Annotated in this window: 13 protein-coding genes and 1 rRNA gene; 7 read left to right on the top strand and 7 right to left on the bottom strand. The window is 35.9% G+C overall.

Translation table 11 applies throughout. The features are described from left to right. Positions 1-82 precede the first annotated feature (82 nt). Positions 83-523: a ribosomal protein S18-alanine N-acetyltransferase gene (gene rimI, locus DNJ77_RS08550; RefSeq protein ID WP_157966658.1), complete on the bottom strand. Its 441-nt coding sequence runs from the start codon at positions 521-523 to the stop codon at positions 83-85. Continuing rightward, the gene (locus DNJ77_RS08545) at positions 513-1994 is read right to left on the bottom strand and encodes a RimK family protein (RefSeq protein WP_116964573.1); all 1482 of its coding nucleotides are present in this window, start codon (positions 1992-1994) and stop codon (positions 513-515) included. The genes rimI and DNJ77_RS08545 overlap by 11 nt, the downstream gene beginning before the upstream one ends. Before the next feature lie 190 nt (positions 1995-2184). Here DNJ77_RS08545 and gatC point away from each other — a divergent pair, with 190 nt between their 5' ends. From gatC to gatB, 3 genes are read left to right on the top strand one after another with little or no spacing between them, the layout of a single operon-like run. After that, positions 2185-2472: an Asp-tRNA(Asn)/Glu-tRNA(Gln) amidotransferase subunit GatC gene (gene gatC / locus DNJ77_RS08540; RefSeq protein WP_116964572.1), complete on the top strand. Its 288-nt coding sequence runs from the start codon at positions 2185-2187 to the stop codon at positions 2470-2472. Positions 2473-2486: 14 nt separating this feature from the next. Continuing rightward, complete coding sequence (gene gatA / locus DNJ77_RS08535) at positions 2487-3938, top strand: Asp-tRNA(Asn)/Glu-tRNA(Gln) amidotransferase subunit GatA (RefSeq protein WP_116964571.1); 1452 nt, start codon at positions 2487-2489, stop codon at positions 3936-3938. Beyond that, positions 3935-5350, top strand: coding sequence for an Asp-tRNA(Asn)/Glu-tRNA(Gln) amidotransferase subunit GatB (gatB, locus tag DNJ77_RS08530; protein ID WP_116964570.1), 1416 nt, complete (start codon positions 3935-3937; stop codon positions 5348-5350). Before gatA ends, gatB begins: the two co-directional genes overlap by 4 nt. A 7-nt stretch (positions 5351-5357) precedes the next feature. On the opposite strand, the gene DNJ77_RS08525 is transcribed toward gatB, so the two are convergent. Beyond that, complete coding sequence (locus tag DNJ77_RS08525) at positions 5358-5537, bottom strand: helix-turn-helix domain-containing protein (RefSeq protein WP_116964569.1); 180 nt, start codon at positions 5535-5537, stop codon at positions 5358-5360. A gap of 124 nt (positions 5538-5661) precedes the next feature. Next, positions 5662-6939, bottom strand: coding sequence for a phosphoribosylamine--glycine ligase (purD, locus tag DNJ77_RS08520; protein ID WP_116964568.1), 1278 nt, complete (start codon positions 6937-6939; stop codon positions 5662-5664). Positions 6940-7190: 251 nt separating this feature from the next. Here purD and murG point away from each other — a divergent pair, with 251 nt between their 5' ends. Next, positions 7191-8294, top strand: coding sequence for an undecaprenyldiphospho-muramoylpentapeptide beta-N-acetylglucosaminyltransferase (murG, locus tag DNJ77_RS08515; protein ID WP_116964567.1), 1104 nt, complete (start codon positions 7191-7193; stop codon positions 8292-8294). 114 nt (positions 8295-8408) lie between these two features. On the opposite strand, the gene DNJ77_RS08510 is transcribed toward murG, so the two are convergent. Beyond that, positions 8409-8906, bottom strand: a complete 498-nt coding sequence (locus DNJ77_RS08510; protein WP_116964566.1) for a GNAT family N-acetyltransferase — start codon at positions 8904-8906, stop codon at positions 8409-8411. A 21-nt stretch (positions 8907-8927) separates the two neighbouring features. Continuing rightward, complete coding sequence (trpR, locus tag DNJ77_RS08505; protein WP_239986782.1) at positions 8928-9266, bottom strand: trp operon repressor; 339 nt, start codon at positions 9264-9266, stop codon at positions 8928-8930. Positions 9267-9637: 371 nt separating this feature from the next. On the opposite strand from trpR, the gene DNJ77_RS08500 reads away from it, so the two are divergent. The 3 genes from DNJ77_RS08500 (at position 9638) to DNJ77_RS08490 (ending at position 18753) form a co-directional block, all read left to right on the top strand. Continuing rightward, on the top strand, positions 9638-11041 hold the full coding sequence (locus tag DNJ77_RS08500) for an APC family permease (RefSeq protein ID WP_239986781.1): 1404 nt from the start codon (positions 9638-9640) through the stop codon (positions 11039-11041). A gap of 511 nt (positions 11042-11552) precedes the next feature. Beyond that, entirely contained in the window at positions 11553-12635 is a 1083-nt protein-coding gene (locus tag DNJ77_RS08495; protein WP_116964564.1) for a hypothetical protein, read from the top strand. Next, the gene (locus tag DNJ77_RS08490; protein ID WP_116964563.1) at positions 12628-18753 is read left to right on the top strand and encodes a calcium-binding protein; all 6126 of its coding nucleotides are present in this window, start codon (positions 12628-12630) and stop codon (positions 18751-18753) included. The genes DNJ77_RS08495 and DNJ77_RS08490 overlap by 8 nt, the downstream gene beginning before the upstream one ends. A gap of 400 nt (positions 18754-19153) precedes the next feature. On the opposite strand, the gene rrf is transcribed toward DNJ77_RS08490, so the two are convergent. After that, positions 19154-19268 (bottom strand): 5S ribosomal RNA (gene rrf, locus DNJ77_RS08485). Positions 19269-19276: the final 8 nt, after the last annotated feature.

Here is a 19276-nt window from a genome sequence, read left to right as displayed (position 1 = left end):
AAGCAAAATGAGATGCATGAGAAATTATCACTAATTTAAGTAGAGAGATTAGCTAGGTCAACGCCACTACAAATTGTAAGACTTATAAAAACTTATACATTTTATAGGCATGATCACCATTTAAGTAATAGTGCATCCGTGTTTTTACGATCTTAAAGCCAAGTTTTAAGTATAAACGAATCGCGACTTGATTATTGATATTAACCTCTAGCCCTACTTTACTAATATTTGCTGCTGGCAACTCCTCGAATAATTTCATTAATAACGCACTTCCAACGCCTTTTCCATGACAAGTTTTTGATACTGCAAGCGAATAAATTCGCGCGCTTTTACGACGCATAAATACTAACATATAAGCAATAAGTTTCGCTTCTTCTTTTACTATCCATAAAAAGTTACGTTTGGAATGGATATGATAGTAAAACTGACGTTTACTGATCTGATCTGTATTAAATAAGGTGTTTTCGAGCTCTACCAATGCAGGTATGTCATCAGCTGTTGCCAAACGAAAACTAATCGCCATAATGCACCCGCTTATACTCCATGCGATTAACAAACTCCAATATGATTCTGCTGTATAATTCATCATCCAAATACGCATCTTCCCAAGGATGATCTAATGATGGATTATCATTTATTTCTATAATACAGGGCTTATTATCGATAACTTTAATATCAGCACCATATAAATCCGTTCCAATCAAACGGCACGCTTTTATCGCTATTTTAATCACATCCTTTGGTACTTGATGAATGCCAAAAGCCTCAGCAGGACCAGCCGTAATGTACTTCTTGTTGTGATTGACAATTTGCCAATGGTTAGGCGCCATGTAATATTTACAAGCATACAATGGTTTGTTATTCAAAATCCCAATGCGCCAATCGTAATCAGTGTAGTGGTATTTTTGTGCAATAATAATTGATGACTGTGCCAGCATTTTATCTAACAATTGATTAAGTTCTTTTCTATCATTTACTTTCTTAACTCCTTGAGAAAACGAACCATCTGGAATTTTTAATACCATTGGTAAGCCTAGTTTTTCAATTAGTTCATCGCTATTTAAAGGCTCTTGATCACGAAACACAAAATAAGATTCAGGCATCAAAATTTTATTTTTTTCCATTAAGTTATGAAGGTACACCTTGTTGGTGCAACGCATGATTGTTTGTGTGCTATCCATGACCACTAAGTTATTTTCTTCTGCTTTTTTGGCAAAGGCATAGCTGTAATGATTAATCGCTGTTGTAGTACGAATAAATAACCCATCGTATTCTGGCAATCTTGCATAATCTTGTTTGGTAATCAAATCAATATCCACTCCAAGCTCACGCCCTGCATGAATAAATTTTTTAATGGCTTTATTATTGCTTGGTGGCAGTACTTCTTTTGGATCAACTAAAATTGCCATTTCGTAGCGATATTGCTTTCTTAGTCGCGGCTTACGCCATACTTTCGTGCTAAACTCACTCAAAGTTTGGGCGAAAAAAGTCTCTTCTACATCATTTAACGCTTTTATCGGAACAACTTGCAATCCCTTTATTTGCCATATATCAAGTCGTTTTTCAAAAACAAGCTTTAGTATTGGAATATCATAAATATCAAAAATCTTGCGTGCTAGTTTATTGAAACTTTGTTGTTCACTTTGACCAAAATAAATTTTGATTTGAGCTTCATTATCAACAGCAATTCTATCTAGTGTTTCAAGGCAAGCATTACTCAAACGAATATTAAACAAGCTAAACGACAAATCATCTAAATGTTGCAAATTATTAAGCGTATTTACACTAGGAATAACGCGATCACCATTGGCTTCTGCCAAAAGTGAGGCATAATATCCTTGACCCAAATAAGAGATATTCTCTGAAAGGTTAATTAAATAATAGCTTTTTTCTTCTCGGGTCATTAAGTAATCTTTTATTAAAACTACATTATCACTTGGGAAATAAGGTGTCCATGCTTCTGGACTGTCAATCAATATTCTAAGCTCTTTCATTTTAAATGGACAGGCTTGATACCAAAATAAGGAATTTGATCACCAAGATTGCGCTTGTTTTTGAGGTTTGTCAATCAGTTACATAGAAACATCTTTGGATGCAATAATTTTCACTCATAACGATCATTCCATGCTGTAATCAACAATGTTATTATAAACTACTTCTACTCAACTGATTTGGAAAGGTGTCATGGCGATTTCGCAACAACAATTAAAACATATACTTGCCTTGTCTAAGCTCGATGCAGATGAAAGTGAACTTAGCAAATTTGAAGCGGACCTTAATAATATCATTAAGCTGTTCGACAACATTCAAAACGTTGATACCACAGGTGTTCCAGCAATGATTTCACCTTTAACAAGTCATTTTATTGCACGTCAAGACAATGCAATCGAACAACATAGCGAACCATATTTCAAAGAAATTGCACCTAAATACGAAGCACATCACTTTATCGTTCCAAAAGTCATTGAATAAAAAAGGTTAAAGATATGAGCATATTACAACAACTTCGGCAAAGGTTAGACAACAAAGTCATCAGTGCAAGTGAACTAACACAGAAATATTTAAACCTTATTACAAAATATAATCCAATACTAAATACCTTTACCTCAATTAATTATCAACATGCCATCAAACAAGCTCAAAAAGCCGATAATATAATTGCACAAGGGAAGCAAAACTTATTAACAGGAATTCCAATTGCACATAAAGATAATCTATGTACCAATATTTTAACAACAACCTGTGCATCTAAAATTTTGTACAATTATCATTCTCCTTTTAATGCAACCATTGTTGATAAACTGGAAAAAAGTGGGATGATCTTGCTTGGCAAAACTAATATGGATGAGTTTGGCATGGGCTCTAGCAATGAAAATAGCTATTTTGGAGCGGCAAAAAACCCCTATCAGCTTGAATGCGTACCAGGTGGTTCGTCTGGTGGTTCTGCCGCTTCTGTTGCTGCAATGTTAACGCCGTTTGCAACAGGCAGCGATACAGGCGGTTCAGTCAGACAACCTGCTGGATTTTGTGGTATTACCGGGATGAAGCCAAGCTATGGTACACTTTCTCGTTTTGGACTTATTGCTTACGGTTCTTCTTTAGATCAAGTGGGAATATTAACGCATTTTGCCAAAGATTGCGCTTATCTTTTACAAACTATGGCTGGGCAAGACGATAAAGATAGTACAAGTATTCTAACCTCTCCTGATTTCTTTACTCAAACTATTGATCAAAATATATACAACATACGTATTGGTATTGATGAAGCTATGCTTTCCATGCTCTCACCACAAGCGCAACAACTTTTACAAAACTGTATCAATGATTACAAGACGCTAGGCGCTAAAATTAGGTCAATTAAGCTACCTAACCTAGAGCATGCTGTTTCAAGCTACTATATTTTGGCTCCAGCAGAAGCAGCAACAAACTTAGCACGTTTTGATGGTGTACGTTACGGCTATAGGAGTCCACAGGCGCATACTCTGGATGAGCTATATATCAACACTAGAACGGAAGGTTTCGGTCAAGAAGTTAAGCGCCGTATTGTTATCGGTAACTATGTGTTAGCAGCAAGTCAATACGATGCCTATTACCACAAAGCACAACAAATTCGTAGTCAACTTAAAGCCAACTTTGATGCTCTTTATCAACAGGTCGACGTTATTTTGTTGCCAATAGCAGCGACAACAGCACCAAAAATTGGTACTCAAACCGATCCTGTTAGCACTTATCTTTCTGATATGTATACACTTATTGCTAACCTAACTGGCGCGCCTGCCATATCCTTTCCTATCGGGAAGATAGATAATTTACCATTTGGTGCGCAACTGATGGCCAATAATTTTAATGATCATTTATTGCTCCAAGTAGTAAGTACTTTTCAACAGGTCACTAATTTTCATCAACCACAACCACTCTTACAAGGAGTATGTGCATGAGTTATCAAATGGTGATTGGGCTTGAAGTGCACGTTCAACTTAAAACAGTATCCAAGATTTTTTCTAATGCCGCAACTTTATACGGACAAAAACCTAATACACAAGTTAGTTTCGTTGACATTGCTTTACCTGGTACTTTACCTGTAGTCAATAAAAAGACAATTGAAATGGCAATAATGTTTGGACTTGCGACCGATGCAAAAATTTCTAAAAATAGTTTTTTTGCTCGAAAAAATTATTTTTATCCTGACCTAGCTAAAGGTTATCAGATTAGTCAATCTAGTAATCCGATTGTCCAAAATGGTATATTAGAAATAACAACTTCCAATGGAAGTAAACTCATTCGAATTGAGCGTGCACATTTAGAAGAAGATGCAGGTAAATCAATACATGATTTCATTGGTGATCAAACAGGATTAGATTACAATCGCGCTGGGACACCATTATTAGAAATCGTAACCCATCCTGACTTTAGCAGCAGCACAGAAGTCATTTGTTATCTTAAGGACTTGCATCAACTTGTTCAACACTTAGGTATTTGTGATGGTAATATGCAAGAAGGCTCATTTAGATGTGATGTGAACCTATCTGTGCATAAACAAAAAGAGCCTTTTGGCACAAGAGTAGAGCTTAAAAATATCAATTCTTTTCGCTTTATTGAAAGTGCTATTGCTTATGAATATAAGCGTCAAATAAAAATGCTTGAACAAGGTCAAAAAGTTATTCAAGAAACGCGTTTATATGATCCAGATAGAAATGAAACACGCAGTATGCGTAATAAGGAAAATGCTTTTGATTATCGTTACTTCCCAGATCCAGATTTACTGCCTATATTGATTACCCAACAGGATATCGATTTAATTAAAGCACAGATGCCATTGTTACCTAGGTTGCGCCGTATCCAATATCAAAAAGATTTAAATGAAGATGAAGTTAATTTCTTAATGGATAATCCTGACATTGCCAATTACTATGATGCGCTTGTCACAAAAACCACACCAAGAGTTGCTTATAATTGGGTTGGGATCGAATTACAAGCTCTATTTAATCGTGCACAAAGCACTTTTGATACGCATAAAATCTCAGTTAATACGTTGTTTGAAATCATTCAATGTGTTGATAAAGATGAAATATCGCTTAAATCTGCTAAAGCTGTTTTGCAAAGCTATTATGAAAGATCAGATGCAATTCAAACTATTATTGATAAACTAGGCATTCGTCAAAGTAATGATAGCTCACTAATAGAAGCATTAGTTGATGAAATTATTGCTAACAACCCTAAACAAGTTGCGGACTATCAAGCAGGCAACAGTAAACTTTTAAGTTTTTTTGTCGGTCAAATCATGAAAGGTAGTAAAGGACAAGCCAATCCCAAGCAAGTTAACGAAATATTGCTTAAGAAACTGAGCTAATCTAGCGTTATTCATTATTATTGCTACGCTCGTTTCTTAAGTGTCTAATCTTATTTATAGAAATACCCAATGTTTTCGCAACGACTGAAACTGGTACGCCCATTCTGAGCATTGATTCTGCTTCTTGCATTAGCACATTAAACTCATTGAGTTGGCTTTTATTTTTATTGTTTTCATTGAGCTCCATGTTGTATTGCCTCCATTTAGTCAAACATTGTAAAACAATCGTAACTGAATCTTGCTGATCAATACAACCATATTTTTTAGATTAATTAAATTTTAGTCATATGTAATCGGTATATAAATTGACATTACTTAACAAAAGCTCTTTTACCAATATCGGTACGATGATACTCATTGTTCCAAGTAATTTTATTAACAAGATCATAAGCATTGTGATAGGCATCTTCAACATGTTCACCCAGCGCAACGACACATAAAACACGACCACCATTGGTGAAGATACTGCAATCTTGACGTTTAGTGCTGGCGTGAAAAATTTTGGTATTAACACCATCATCTTGGTCAAGTCCTGTGATAATGTCACCGGTTTTGCACTGATCAGGATAGCCACCTGCTGCCATCACAACCCCTAGCGCAGTTTTATTGCTCCAACTGACCTCATAGCCATCTAATTCTTCATTGAGCGCTGCAAAAGCAAGTTCAACCAAGTCTGACTCCAAACGCATCATGATAGGTTGGGTCTCAGGATCACCAAAACGACAGTTATACTCAAGTGTCTTGATTTCACCATTTGGCATAATCATAAGACCTGCATACAAGAAACCTTTATATACTTCCCCTTCATTTTTCATACCATCTAGTACAGGTTGGATAATGGTGTGCATTACTTTGTCGTGAACATCGCGTGTTACAATCGGAGCGGGTGAGTAGGCACCCATCCCGCCTGTATTAGGACCTTGATCACCATTATCGCGTGCTTTATGATCTTGTGAACTAGCCATCGCAAGTGCATGGGTACCATCACATAATACGATGAAACTTGCTTCTTCACCGTCTAAAAACTCCTCAATGACAATCTCACAACCTGCATCTCCAAATTTATTACCCTCAAGCATGTCTTCTATCGTGTGATACGCTTGTTCTTTGGTTTGCGCAATGATTACACCCTTGCCAGCAGCAAGTCCACTAGCTTTAATAACAATCGGAGAATCCATTTCATCAACATAAGCTTTAGCTTTTTGGCTATCCTTGAAATTTTGGTACCGCGCAGTAGGAATATTATATTTTGCCATGAAGTTTTTACTAAAAACCTTCGAAGATTCAAGTTGTGCACATTGCTGTTTAGGACCTAGACAATTTAAGCCATGTGCTTCAAATTGATCTACAATACCAAGACTCAAAGGTACTTCAGGACCCACAACTGTGAGTTCAATTTCATTGTCTTTAGCAAAATTAATCAAGTGTAGAATATCGGTTGCAGCGATATTGATATTGCTTACTTTTTCTTCTTTTTCAGTCCCAGCATTACCAGGAGCAACATAAACGTGGGTTGCATGAGGAGATTGAGCCAATTTCCAAGCAAGTGCATGTTCACGACCACCGTTCCCAACTACTAATATATTCATCTAAATACTCCGTACTTTTTACAAAAAATCTTAACCTTTTGAGTCATGTAATGCCATTAAAGATTTAGCCAAAATAGCAGTAAAGTTATTTTGCGATAGCTAAGAAATCATTGGTGCCTTGAAAGCTATCAGGTACAATAAGGATCAACTATTTATACTTGGCTACACAAACTGTAGTATTCTTTGATTGAAACAAAGAGTAAAGAGCAATTATTTTCATAGCTATTTTTTATAAAGCAGGGTTTAAGTGGATGCAGCAGCAAACAGATGTCGTAAGTGGTAAGAATATCGTGGTGATGGCAGGGGGAACTGGAGGACATATTTTTCCAGCACTTGCAGTGGCAAAGCATTTGTCAGAACAAGGCGCCAATATTTTCTGGTTTGGGACCCAATATGGTTTAGAAAAAAAAATAGTTGCCAACCAATATCCACTAGATTTTTTAAAAATTGGTGGAGTACGCAACAAAGGTCTAAAGAAAAAATTATTGTTTTCTTTTCAATTATCCTTAGCTGTATTACGTGCAATGATAATTCTAAGAAGGCGCAAGACAAATTGTGTCTTAGGCTTTGGTGGTTATGCTTCTGGACCTGGTGGGATTGCGGCAAAACTACTTAATATTCCATTGATTATTCATGAACAAAACGCCAATCCTGGTATGACCAACAAGATGTTGGCAAAATTTGCTAAAAAAGTGTTGTGTGCATTTCCTACTAGCGGTTTTAAAACAAAGTCAATTGTTGAGGTTATCGGCAATCCAATACGCAGTGAAATACGTAATTTGCATAATCAGTCACGTGACTTTTATAAACATATTCTGAACGTTCTTGTCTTAGGCGGTAGTCAAGGTGCTAAAGTACTCAATGATGTGGTGCCTAAATTTATTAAAGCTTTGCCACGTGAAGCCTGTGTTAACATTTGGCATCAGACAGGAGAAAAAGGTTTTGCTGAGACGATGAGTACTTATCAAGCACTTAATATCGATTATAAATGTGAGCTCAAAGTAGAACCTTTTATTAACGATATGGCGCAAGCTTATCAATGGGCAGATATTATTGTATGTCGTGCTGGAGCATTAACGGTGTCGGAAATTGCAAGTGTAGGCGTCCCTGCTTTTTTTGTACCTTTTGCAGAAGCTGTTGATGATCATCAATATCATAATGCACAATTCCTAGTGCAAGCGGAGGCTGCTATTTGCATGCGTGAGGAGCATTTTAATGCACAAAAGCTCGCGGCTTTTATTCGTGCAATGGACATAAATCGCTCTAAATTGGAAAATATGTCTAGTCACGCCAAGGGTGTAGCGAAACTCGATGCAGTGGAAAAATTGGTTGATGAAGTTAAAAAACTTATTTGACGCTACTTTTTTATCTCATTCATTTGATAACGTGTATCTCCGAAATTCATTTCCTTTTTATTTAAATTCAACTCAATTTAGATAAAAGCTCAATTCAAAAAGTTTGTTATTGACCTACGCAGCAAGATAGATTGTGTGTTGAAGGAAGCAAGGAGAATCTTGGTGCGTTAGATGCTTTTTTGACTGTAACAATTTTTTCCTCATGATGATCAAATCTGAATGATAGTTTAGTTGCAAATACGTATCAATTTTGCTTGGTAATTTTTCAACAATAGTTTGATTAAAGCCTGAGCACTCAAGGTAGTTTGCACCATAGCGCGTCAAGGCAATCAGCTCTTTGATGCCTACGTCGATCAATTTATTTTCAAGATAATTAAGTAAATACTTTGCAATGCCCTGATTGCGATGCTCTTTGGTAATAACTAAGGCTTTAAGCATGGCTATATTATGTTGCAATTCAGCACCGATAACACCAATGAGTTGTTCGTTACTAAAAAATCCAAAAAACAGTTGCTTGGAACTAAAAAACCATTCAGTGCTAAAAAAATTTACATCATTAAAAAGTTGTTGAACTTGGTTTTGATGTACTTTTGTTAGCGCTGAAATAGCCATATTAAAACTCCTTCTTGTTTTTTATAGTTTGAATTTTTGTTTTATCTCATCAGGTAATAACTTTAGTGCATTAGAGCAACGCGTTACTGTGCTGATACTAACACCCAGATCTTTAGCGATTTCACGTTGTGACTTTTGTGCTAAGACCATTTGTTGGGCAAGGGCATAACGATTACTGAGTTGACGTTTTTCTTCCAACGTAAAAAGAAAATCCAATAATAAACTAAGTTCATTATCAGATTTCAGAATTCTTATTACTCTAATTAAGCTTTGCCAATTTTTTTCCATTTTTAAGTTCAAGCTACGATTATCAATGTAGTCTTGTAACGATACATCGATGTATTCCAGATGTCTAGACAAAAAATATAAAAGTTGTGCTTCTGTGGTAAGTATGCCAAATATAAGCAGCAAGGAAAGGTAAGTGACAGCACAAACATACTAAGCCCTGTGATTATTGCCAGGCGAGCTTTAGTATTGCGCATATTGCTTAGGAGAATACAAAAATACTCTCAGATTATATTGAAACAAATGTAACGTATATTTCATCTAGTTCTATATCACTAAATGTACATAAGCACAGTTAGCAACTCTAAAGGAACAGTTCGAAACATATAAAGTTAAAGCACGCAATAAGTAAAATTTAAAGCACAAATGCAAAGCGAGAAAGGCTGTAAAATGGTTTGTGATGGGTATATACTAATTGTCGTTAAAAAGCAACCATCAGACAAATTATGCAAATTTCATCAACTCAATCCTTAACCTTGCTACGCTTAGTCATGATCAATATCATTGCCGTGGATAGCCTGCGTAATATCTCTATTACAGCACAAGCTGGGTGGGTTGTGGTGAGTTTTTACATTTTTGCCGCTATTGTATTTTTAATTCCATGTGCATTATTAACTGCACAAATGGCAACAGGATATTCGAAAAATGGTGGAATCTACCTTTGGACAAAAGAAGCCTTTGGTGCCAAAATAGGATTTGTCGTGTTGTGGCTGCAATGGATTTATAATTTGGTATGGTTCCCATCTATCTGTGGATTTTTTGCAGGAATCATTGCTTATATTATTGCACCTTGGTTTGGCATGAATCCAGATTTTTTGGTCAGTAATCCTTGGTATATAATCAGCATGAGTCTGTGCATGTTTTGGTTAGCTACGATTGTTAATCTATTTGGAATAAAAACCTCAAGCACAATCAGTGTCATTGGCGCGATTGTTGGTACCTTAATGCCGATGCTACTCATTATTGGCTTAGCACTTTTTTGGATATTGTCTGGTCAACCCATGTTGAAGCCATCGGCTATTTCAGATGTACTACCAAGCTTTGCCAATATTAACAGTTGGGGTCTGTTTTTAACCGTAATGTTTAGTTTATTTGGTCTAGAGATGAGTTCTATTCATGCAGGTAATGTCAACAATCCACAAAAAAACTTTCCCAAAGCACTATTAATTTCTAGCGTAGTGATTTTACTATCTCTAGTTTTGTCTAACGTTGCAATCTTTACAGTCAATAGCAATAACACTGGGCATGTAGATATCGTGACAGGACTTATGGCATCATTTAGCTATTTTTTTGCTAAATTCAATATGCCGTGGATGTCTAGTATCATCGCATTAACCTTGGTATTAGGAGCATTTACTACTGTTTCAGCTTGGATTATGGGTTTATCACGAGCTTTTACCATAGCAGCAGAAGATGGACTTATTTCAAAAAGGCTTGCACAAACTAATACTTATAACGCACCCAGTAAAGTGCTTATTTTGCAAGCTCTGATATTCTCTATATTTTGTTTGAGTTATCTTCTTATGCCATCGGTCAATTCAGCTTATTGGTTTTTAAGTGCACTGACGGCACAACTTGCTGTATTAGGTTATATCGGTATGTTTGCTGCGGCAATTAAATTAAGGGTCACTAATCCAATCAAACTTGGGCAATATCAAATTTATGGCGGTGTCAAAGGAACCATTGTAATGTCATCATTAGGATTTATTAGCTGCTTGGTTGCAATTATAGTAGGATTTATTCCAACCTCAGATGTAACGATGTCCACCTTTAACTTTGATTTATTACTTGTTACAGGAATAGTGATTGCACTTGCTTTTCCTTATGTTCTTACTCGAAATTATTCATAATACACTCACATTTAAAACCTCCAATATTGTTGACAAAATCCGTAATCCCAAATCCCGATTTAGACTGTTCGATGGTCTTGGGATTAGGGAGTGCTTTAAGCTATTTGGTTAAGATCTATAATACAGTTTTCGTCATAGAAGGTTTGATTTGAATATCGGTGTTTTGAACTAAAAGCAAACTAGTGCCTTTTAGCATATCAGTCATTGTCCAAATCTACGTTTTTATTTTTATTCACTCTTTAAAACACTGTGAGAAAGTCTAAGATTAAAATTTGACCTCTTACAATAATCGTCTACGCTTAAACCAAGATGACACTGCTAGTTTTTGTTTTTTTATTCTCCGATAAGGGATCAATTATACTCAAAGCTTGATTTTAAAGGCTTGTTTTTAAACGACTTTTTGGTGGTGTTACCTAAGTAAAAATGGGAATTGCCAAATTGAAATGGCATGAAGGCTTCAATTATGTTCGTAGTATGATTGAAAAATTGCGGTTTTAGAGGTAAGTGAAAGATGGATAAGAAAAGGAATATTGGACAAGTAAAACTGGAGGAAGAGACAAGAATAACAAAGCTGGGCTTTATAATAGTAACCATCTCAATCACGATAGTAATCTTAATAGGCGTTTTTTACTACATTTCCCATGGCTTAGGTAGTCGGGTTTCTTCCGATATGATGGATAAAGTAGCTCATCAGCTTAAAGCCAAGTATGGTGAGAACTTTAAAGTGATAAGTGGCAATTATAATCGACAAAGTAGAAGTTATACTTTTACTGTAATCCCAGAGTCAATGCCAGATCAACAGTTAATGGTAATTACGGATTTAACAGGCAAAGGGTCGTTTGCGAGTAATTATTTATTAGTTAGGACATCAATCGAAGTAGCTAAAATGCTAGAACCTTATTTTAAGTCAGTGAGTGATAATTTTGCCGCAAGGACATTAGCAACGTCGATTTATGATAAGGACTTACCAGAAAACGAGAGATATTTAGCTAAAGAAACGGAATATATCTTCCGTAGCAAAGCATTGCATTTGCAAGAATGGATAAGAGAATACCATAACGCACTAGAGTTAACATTTACTGCAATAATTGAAATACAAAAAATCCCACAGAACTTGCTCACCTTGATGAGTCAAATCTATAAGCTCAATAATTATTTACTCTCGTTAAAGCTATTTAGCTTTAATATGGAAATTAGATTAGTTGATATCCCAGATGAATCTTGGTTAAAGCAACAAAAGATGGACACGAGTTTTTTTATTCAACAAAAGGGTTATGAAATGAATAAGTATACATGGGGTGTGTTAATGATTTCAGACTGCCCTATGAATGGGATTATGAAGTTTTGTTATGGTAAGCCAAATATACCAGAGTATGCCAATATAGCTCAAAGCATTCACTCTCCTTTGGATGTGGCTAAATATATTAAGTTATTGCCTATGCACACGGTTAAATATAAGACTTTATCAGGCAAGGTGGAGGAGATTTGGATTGTTGCCAGAAGGTATGATTCAAGTGAAGCTCAATTTTTAACACAAACTGATTTATATAACCAAATTGTAACACTATACGATAAGGAGATAAGCCATGAATAGCGTGTTAACAGCGGAACAAAGCGCAATATTAGCAAATATTGTCTACACCAAAGACATAAAAACAGATCAATATATTTTTGATAATGACCAGGTGAACAAAGGTAGCCAGTTATCAAAGTATATTTACGATGATCAAGGTAACTTTCACGAAGGTATCCCCCAGGATTTGCGTGATCAAATTGCCCTAGCGGCAAATAAGTTTAATCAGGTGTTGGACAATTTTACACTAATGGCAACGAGTAATACGATTGAGAATCACACCGCTATTGGGGGAGCTGGCTATTACGCTATTGCAGTGACTCCAAAACTTAATACAACCGAAATGGTGATTGTTAATAAAGGCACAAGTGAATTGGGTGATTATGCTTCAGACGCAGAAATGCTGGCTTATCGTATTTCGCAGAATATGATGGCAGGTGTGAATTTTATTGATATGGTTGATAAGATTTATACGCCTGAAATATTTTCAGGAGCCAACCATTCAGCTGGGGCGACGATAGCACAAGCACAAGCGACTTATATAGGTAGTGAAAAGCTGGGCATGATATACAATTTTGAAGGCTATGGTGGGCAGGAAATCTTACAAGGAAAGAAAGAAGGCGGTACTTATTATGAGGTAGGGGTAGTTGAAGATAGGCTTACAGGGGAAAAGAGTTTAGGCTATGTTGCTGTTACTGATCCAATAAAAATTACACTTTATGAAAACTATGCAGTCAATCATGAAATGGTGAACAACAAGATTATCAACTATGCACGTGAAGGAGACCTAATTGCTTTTTGGGCGACAAATATAGGGGATACAATTATTATTCCAGGTCATGAGAGTTTAGGTTTACTTGATGCACACACCATCAATAATTATCTCTATCAAAAGTTTGATCAAAATGGTGCTTTGATTCCAAATGAATTAGACATAAGCATTGTTAATCGTTTATATGAAGATGGTGTAGCAGAAATCTCACGGGTACGTGCTGATATTGAGCAGATTAAAGATGAGGCATTACAGAATTTACATCTTTTTCATGGTATTTTGATTAGTGATAATCCGATTTTACTGCGGGAGTATTATCGCTTAGGTCATGCTCAACAAAAGCTTATGGATCAACTGAGCAATTATAACAATTTGTTTTTAGGAATGGCTAATTATAATCAAACTCTATTTTCATCTGAATACCAGAAAGAAAACGTCATGAAAGCTTTTAAAGGTGATATTTTAATGTGTTTAATGGGAGAGGGTTCCGCAGTTAATGACTTTATTGATAGTCTCGTTAACGATGACTTTACTGAAGCATCAAAGGTCGCTTTCCCTCCCCGTGATCCTCTTATTTTAGATTTAGATGGTGATGGGATTGAGACCATTGCAGCTCATGGAAATATTTTATTTGATCATGATAGTGATGGAGTGAAGCATGCCACAGGCTGGGTTAATGGTGATGATGCTCTGTTGGTGCGTGATTTGGATAACAATGGTCAAATTGATAGTGGATTGGAGTTATTTGGGGACAATACGATTAAGCAAAATGGAGAGAAAGCCACAGATGGTTTTGATGCGCTATTAGATTTGGATGATAATAATGATGGTGTTTTTAATGTGGAAGATCATGCATTTAGCGAAGTAGGATTATGGCAGGATAAAAACGAAGATGGCGTGGTTCAGGAAGGAGAAATAACTGCTCTAACTAACTCAGATGTACAAAGTATTGATTTGAATGTAGTAGTAGATAATGGTAGTAATGCTGATGGGGGTGTAATTGTCAAAAGCTCAACGTATCGAGACTTGAATGGTCAGAAGCATGACATTGGCGCGTTAAATTTTAATGTCAATTCCTTTTACCGTGAATATAGTGACGATTTCTATTATCAATTTGCAGACAAGTTAGAGGAGCAAAATTTAGCATTTAGCCTTAGAGGCTCTGGCGCAGTAAGGGATTTAAATCAAGCAGCTGTGCTGAACCCTGTCATTGTAGAGATAGTGCAAGCAATTACTGAAACAGAAAACTACAATACACGCAAAATGCTTTATCAAAAGCTTGTTAAGGCGTGGGCAGACTCAGCAGAAAGCTTTAATTCAGTCGTTACTGAATTAGAAGGTTTGGAGTTAAGCTCAGGGACAACAATTAGTTTTGATCTGAGTGACACCACACGGCAAAGGCTTGAAAGAATAGCTGTGCTTGAGACCTTTAATTTTAGCAATCTGGTCAGTTACGATATCATTGAGAAGGGAGAGAATTCTGAGCTTAGAGTCTCAATAGGTAATTGGTGGAATCTAGTTAAATTTACTAGTGGTAAACCGCTTGTATTAAAAGATGACCTATTTTCGGGGCTTCCCAGACAAAATAGCTTACTTGATAGTGCGTATAATAAGTTATTAAGTTCAGTTGAAAATACTATTTTTAGGAATTATGACTATCAACGTTTTGTAGATATGATTGAAATTAATAGTAATGATGAAGGGGAGTTGTCACTTGGATTTGATGCTATAGATCAATATTTTATTGATCGTGTTGATGCAACTGCTGTGGAAGCAGTGGGTTTGTTGTTATTGATTAAACTGGCACCAGAGGATTTACTAGGTAAGTTAGGTTGGGATGCTAATAAGACTTTAGCAAAAACACTTAGGTCAATGAATGAGGAAGCATTGGCTGAGCTTGCGCAAATAGACTCATATGTATTTAAAAATGGGGTGATCAGTAATGCTATGTTATTGACAGATGATATAGCTTATACTGTCCAAGGCAATAGTATTGTGGTTGGAAATAACCAAGATAACGTGGTGACACCGATTGACTCAAAACGATACATTGGAACAAGCAATAGCTTATCAAGTTTTAATTATATTGATGCAGGTGATGGGCATGATATTATCTTAAAAAATGCGTGGATTGATGAGGGGAAATTAAAACTAGGTTATAACGAGAGAGAGATAGAAACATATTTATTTAGCGAAGAAGATGGGAGTATCAATGATACTTTTGGGGATATATTACAGTTTACAGTGGGAATCAGTCATGAAGATATTTTACTTAAACGTATTGAATATGATCTCATCTTAACGCTTAATGAATACGATAGCATCAAACTAGATAATTTTTATAAAGGTGCATCAGACTATGTTAATCTAGGCAAAGTTTCACGTATTGAATTTGCTAATGGTACAGTCTGGCAGCGTGGTGATGCTATATTTAACGTTACACCTGAAAATATTCATTATATAGGAACAGAACAAGCAGATGTTAGTTCAGGGACAATTGCAGATGATGTTATCCAAGGCTTAGGTGGTAATGATAAGCTTTATGGACGTCAGGGAGATGATAATATTATAGGTGATGCTGGCAATGATGAACTTTATGGAAATGAAGGTGACGATATACTCACTGGAGGTGAAGGCAATGATTACCTATCTGGAGGGTATGGGAAGAATCGGTATGTATTTGGTCAGTCTTTTGGTGTTGATGAAATTGAAGCAGTGTATTTATATAATGATGAAACCTTTGTTGATAATACAGTCGAATTTATTGATGGCATTCGACTATCAGATCTTTATTTTATAAAAAATGAAGATGATTTGATTGTTAAGCATATCAACAATCAGGATCAGGTAACGATAAAACGGTTCTATACGGATACACCACAGCATATATCTGGCGTCAATCAATTTACTTTCTCAGATGGACAGATGATTGATAAGAACTATTCTCTATTAGATTCAAAACAAATAAGGGGTACTGATAATAATGATAAGCTAATTGGCAATGCTGAAAGCGAATTGATAGATGGTAAGGCAGGTAATGATGATTTAAAGGGTGGCGACGGTGACGATATTTTAAATGGCGGTCAAGGAAATGATCATTTATACGGAGAATTGGGCAATGACACGCTAGTTGGTGGAGAGGATAATGATACTTTGGTTGGTGGTTATGGTCATGATCGATATGTTTTTTCAACGAATAGTGGGAATGATGTTGTACGAACTCCTAAGCTGTTTTCAGTAAATGAAGATAATAGTGTAACGCTTGTTTTTGAAGATGATATTCAGCTAGAGGACTTGAATAATATTTATTTAAGCTTGAGTTCGCATACTTACTCGAAAAGTGGTCAGCATTATACAGAATGGTATGTACGGGATTTAGTATTTGTTGCTGAAAAACATAACATCAATATTACAATAGCAGACTATGCTTTAACGAAGCCTTATGATGATAGAGACAATCGTTATGCACCACCAATATCCCTCGAATTTAATAATGGAGCTGAAATTTGGCAAGTGATACCGCATAAAGATTTTATCCTAAGCGAAGCAGGTGGTCTAGAAAAGCAGTTCTCTAATAGTGTTTATCTAATGTATTTTGATGAGGAAACACAGACCAATTATATTCAAGGGATAAATAGAGTTGAATATTTGCAAGGCACAGATGGCAAGGATGTTTTGGATGGGAAACAACATAATGACTATTTAGCAGGAGGTTTTGGTGTTGATCATTACGTGTTATCAAAAATAACTTTTGACGATGTGATCGTTGCAGATAACAATAATCATGAAGATGCAGTTTTATTGAAAGACATTACGTTAGAAGAGCTATATTTTTTACGTGATCAAGATGATTTATATATCAAAGCGATTTCACATAACTATAATCGAGCAACATTATATCAACAAGGAGATCAGTTTTATCGCAGCAGTATAAAGCTTGAAGGTTATTTTAATGACCTAAGTGTAGATAAAATCATAGACAGTCAGGGTAATGAATACCTGATTTCTGAGTTGATAACAGATGAAACAAAGTTTAGTAGAGTAGAGGATAATTTAAATCGGATTGGCAGCAAGAAAGATGATTATATCGAAACTTATGACGGTGCTGATGTGATAAATGCCAAGGGTGGTAATAATCAGGTAGAGGCAGGTGAGGGCAATAACAAAATTACCACAGCCAATGGTGATGATTTGATCAATACAGGAAGCGGTAACAACGAGATTAAAGCAGGTAGTGGGAATAACAGAATTTATACTGGTAATGGAAATAATTTGATCCTTAGTGGTGCAGGTGACGATGTCATTGAAGCAGGACATGGTAATAATGTTATTAAAGCAGGCAGTGGTAAGAATACTATTCAAGCAGGCAGTGGGGATAATCAAATTTTTGGTGGCAAAGATGTTGATTATATCTATACGGGTGATGGCAATAATGTGATTAAAGCCGGTCATGGTAACAATGAAATTTATACAGGCACTGGAGATAATACCATTACCACAGGGAATGGAGCTGATTATATTGAAGTGCAATTTGGTAAAAACATAATTCATTCAGGTGCTGGTGATGATGTGATTGAGATTGAACATAGTAACGGCAGTTCGATTTACACTGCAACTGGAAATGATCAAATCCTGATTAACACAGGAATGAGTTGGATTGATGCTGGTGATGGAGATGATGTAGTTTATAGTGGAGATGGTAATGATGTGATCTACTCGGGTAAAGGCAATGATAATATCGATTCAGGAGATGGAGATGATATTATTTATGGGCAGTCAGGAAATAATGTGCTCAATGGCAATGAGGGAAATGATATTCTTTATGCAGGTAAAGATGGTCATGATCAATTGCTAGGTGGTGCAGGAAATGATACTTTGTACGCTAAAAATGGCAATGATCATCTTTACGGCAACACAGGCGATGATAAACTGATTGCAGATGGCGATAATAATACCTTGGAGGGTGGTGAGGGATCTGATTACTATCAAGTTGATTTAAGGCGTTCAAATAATGTGATCATTAATAACCACGATACTGACAATAGCAGCGACTTTCTAAAGCTTCATGGTCTAAAAACAGACGATATCCGTTTTTATCGTGAAGTAAGTAACTTGGTGATTAAGAATTTAGCAAATCAAAATAAACCTAAGCAAGTTGTTGTAGAAAATTGGTTTGAATCTGAAGCACATAAAATTGATGAGATTGAAGTTGGCAATCATATGCTAGATAAAAAACGAATCGATGTGATTATTCAAACATTGGCAAGCTTTAATGTTGAGACTGGTGTAGGTGAAGATTTACTCAATAAAGATCAAAAAGATGAGATAAAAAGTATTTTAGTCAATTCATGGATACCAAAGGCATGAGCATGATAGATATTCAAAAGCATACGCTATAAGGATATTTGAAATCACTGAAAAAAGGTGATGAAAAACAAACGCTCATTTCCGAATGATAATGTAGTCTTTAAAACCTTATTTTTGGCGATTGACTATATGACAAAAACCGCGTTTGAAAAATAGGCAACTGTCAGGTCAAGTCTAAACTTCTACACATTATATGTTGACCGGGCTGGTATATTTGGTGGTCCTAAATTGAATACAATTGCTTTACGCATTCAGAAAGCCAGGGCTATTACTAATAGTTTGTTGACTCAATAGCATTCAGACCATACTATTAACACGACAATTTCCCTTGGTAATTAGTCCGACACTTTACCTTGGTAATGACACTTATACATTTTATGAGTAAAATACATAAATAAAAACCTGATGATGTTCTACTTTCACATGACGAATGCCACACTATCATCGACGCTAACTGTTTTCACTTCTGAGTTCGGAATGGATTCAGGTGGTTCACAGTCGCTATTATCATCAGGTAACTCTC

The sequence above is a fragment of the Fastidiosibacter lacustris genome (assembly GCF_003428155.1).
GTDB classification, from domain to species: Bacteria; Pseudomonadota; Gammaproteobacteria; order Francisellales; family Francisellaceae; genus Caedibacter; species Caedibacter lacustris.
Note: the sequence above shows the minus strand (reverse complement) of the source record. Positions and strands in the feature narration are given on the sequence as shown.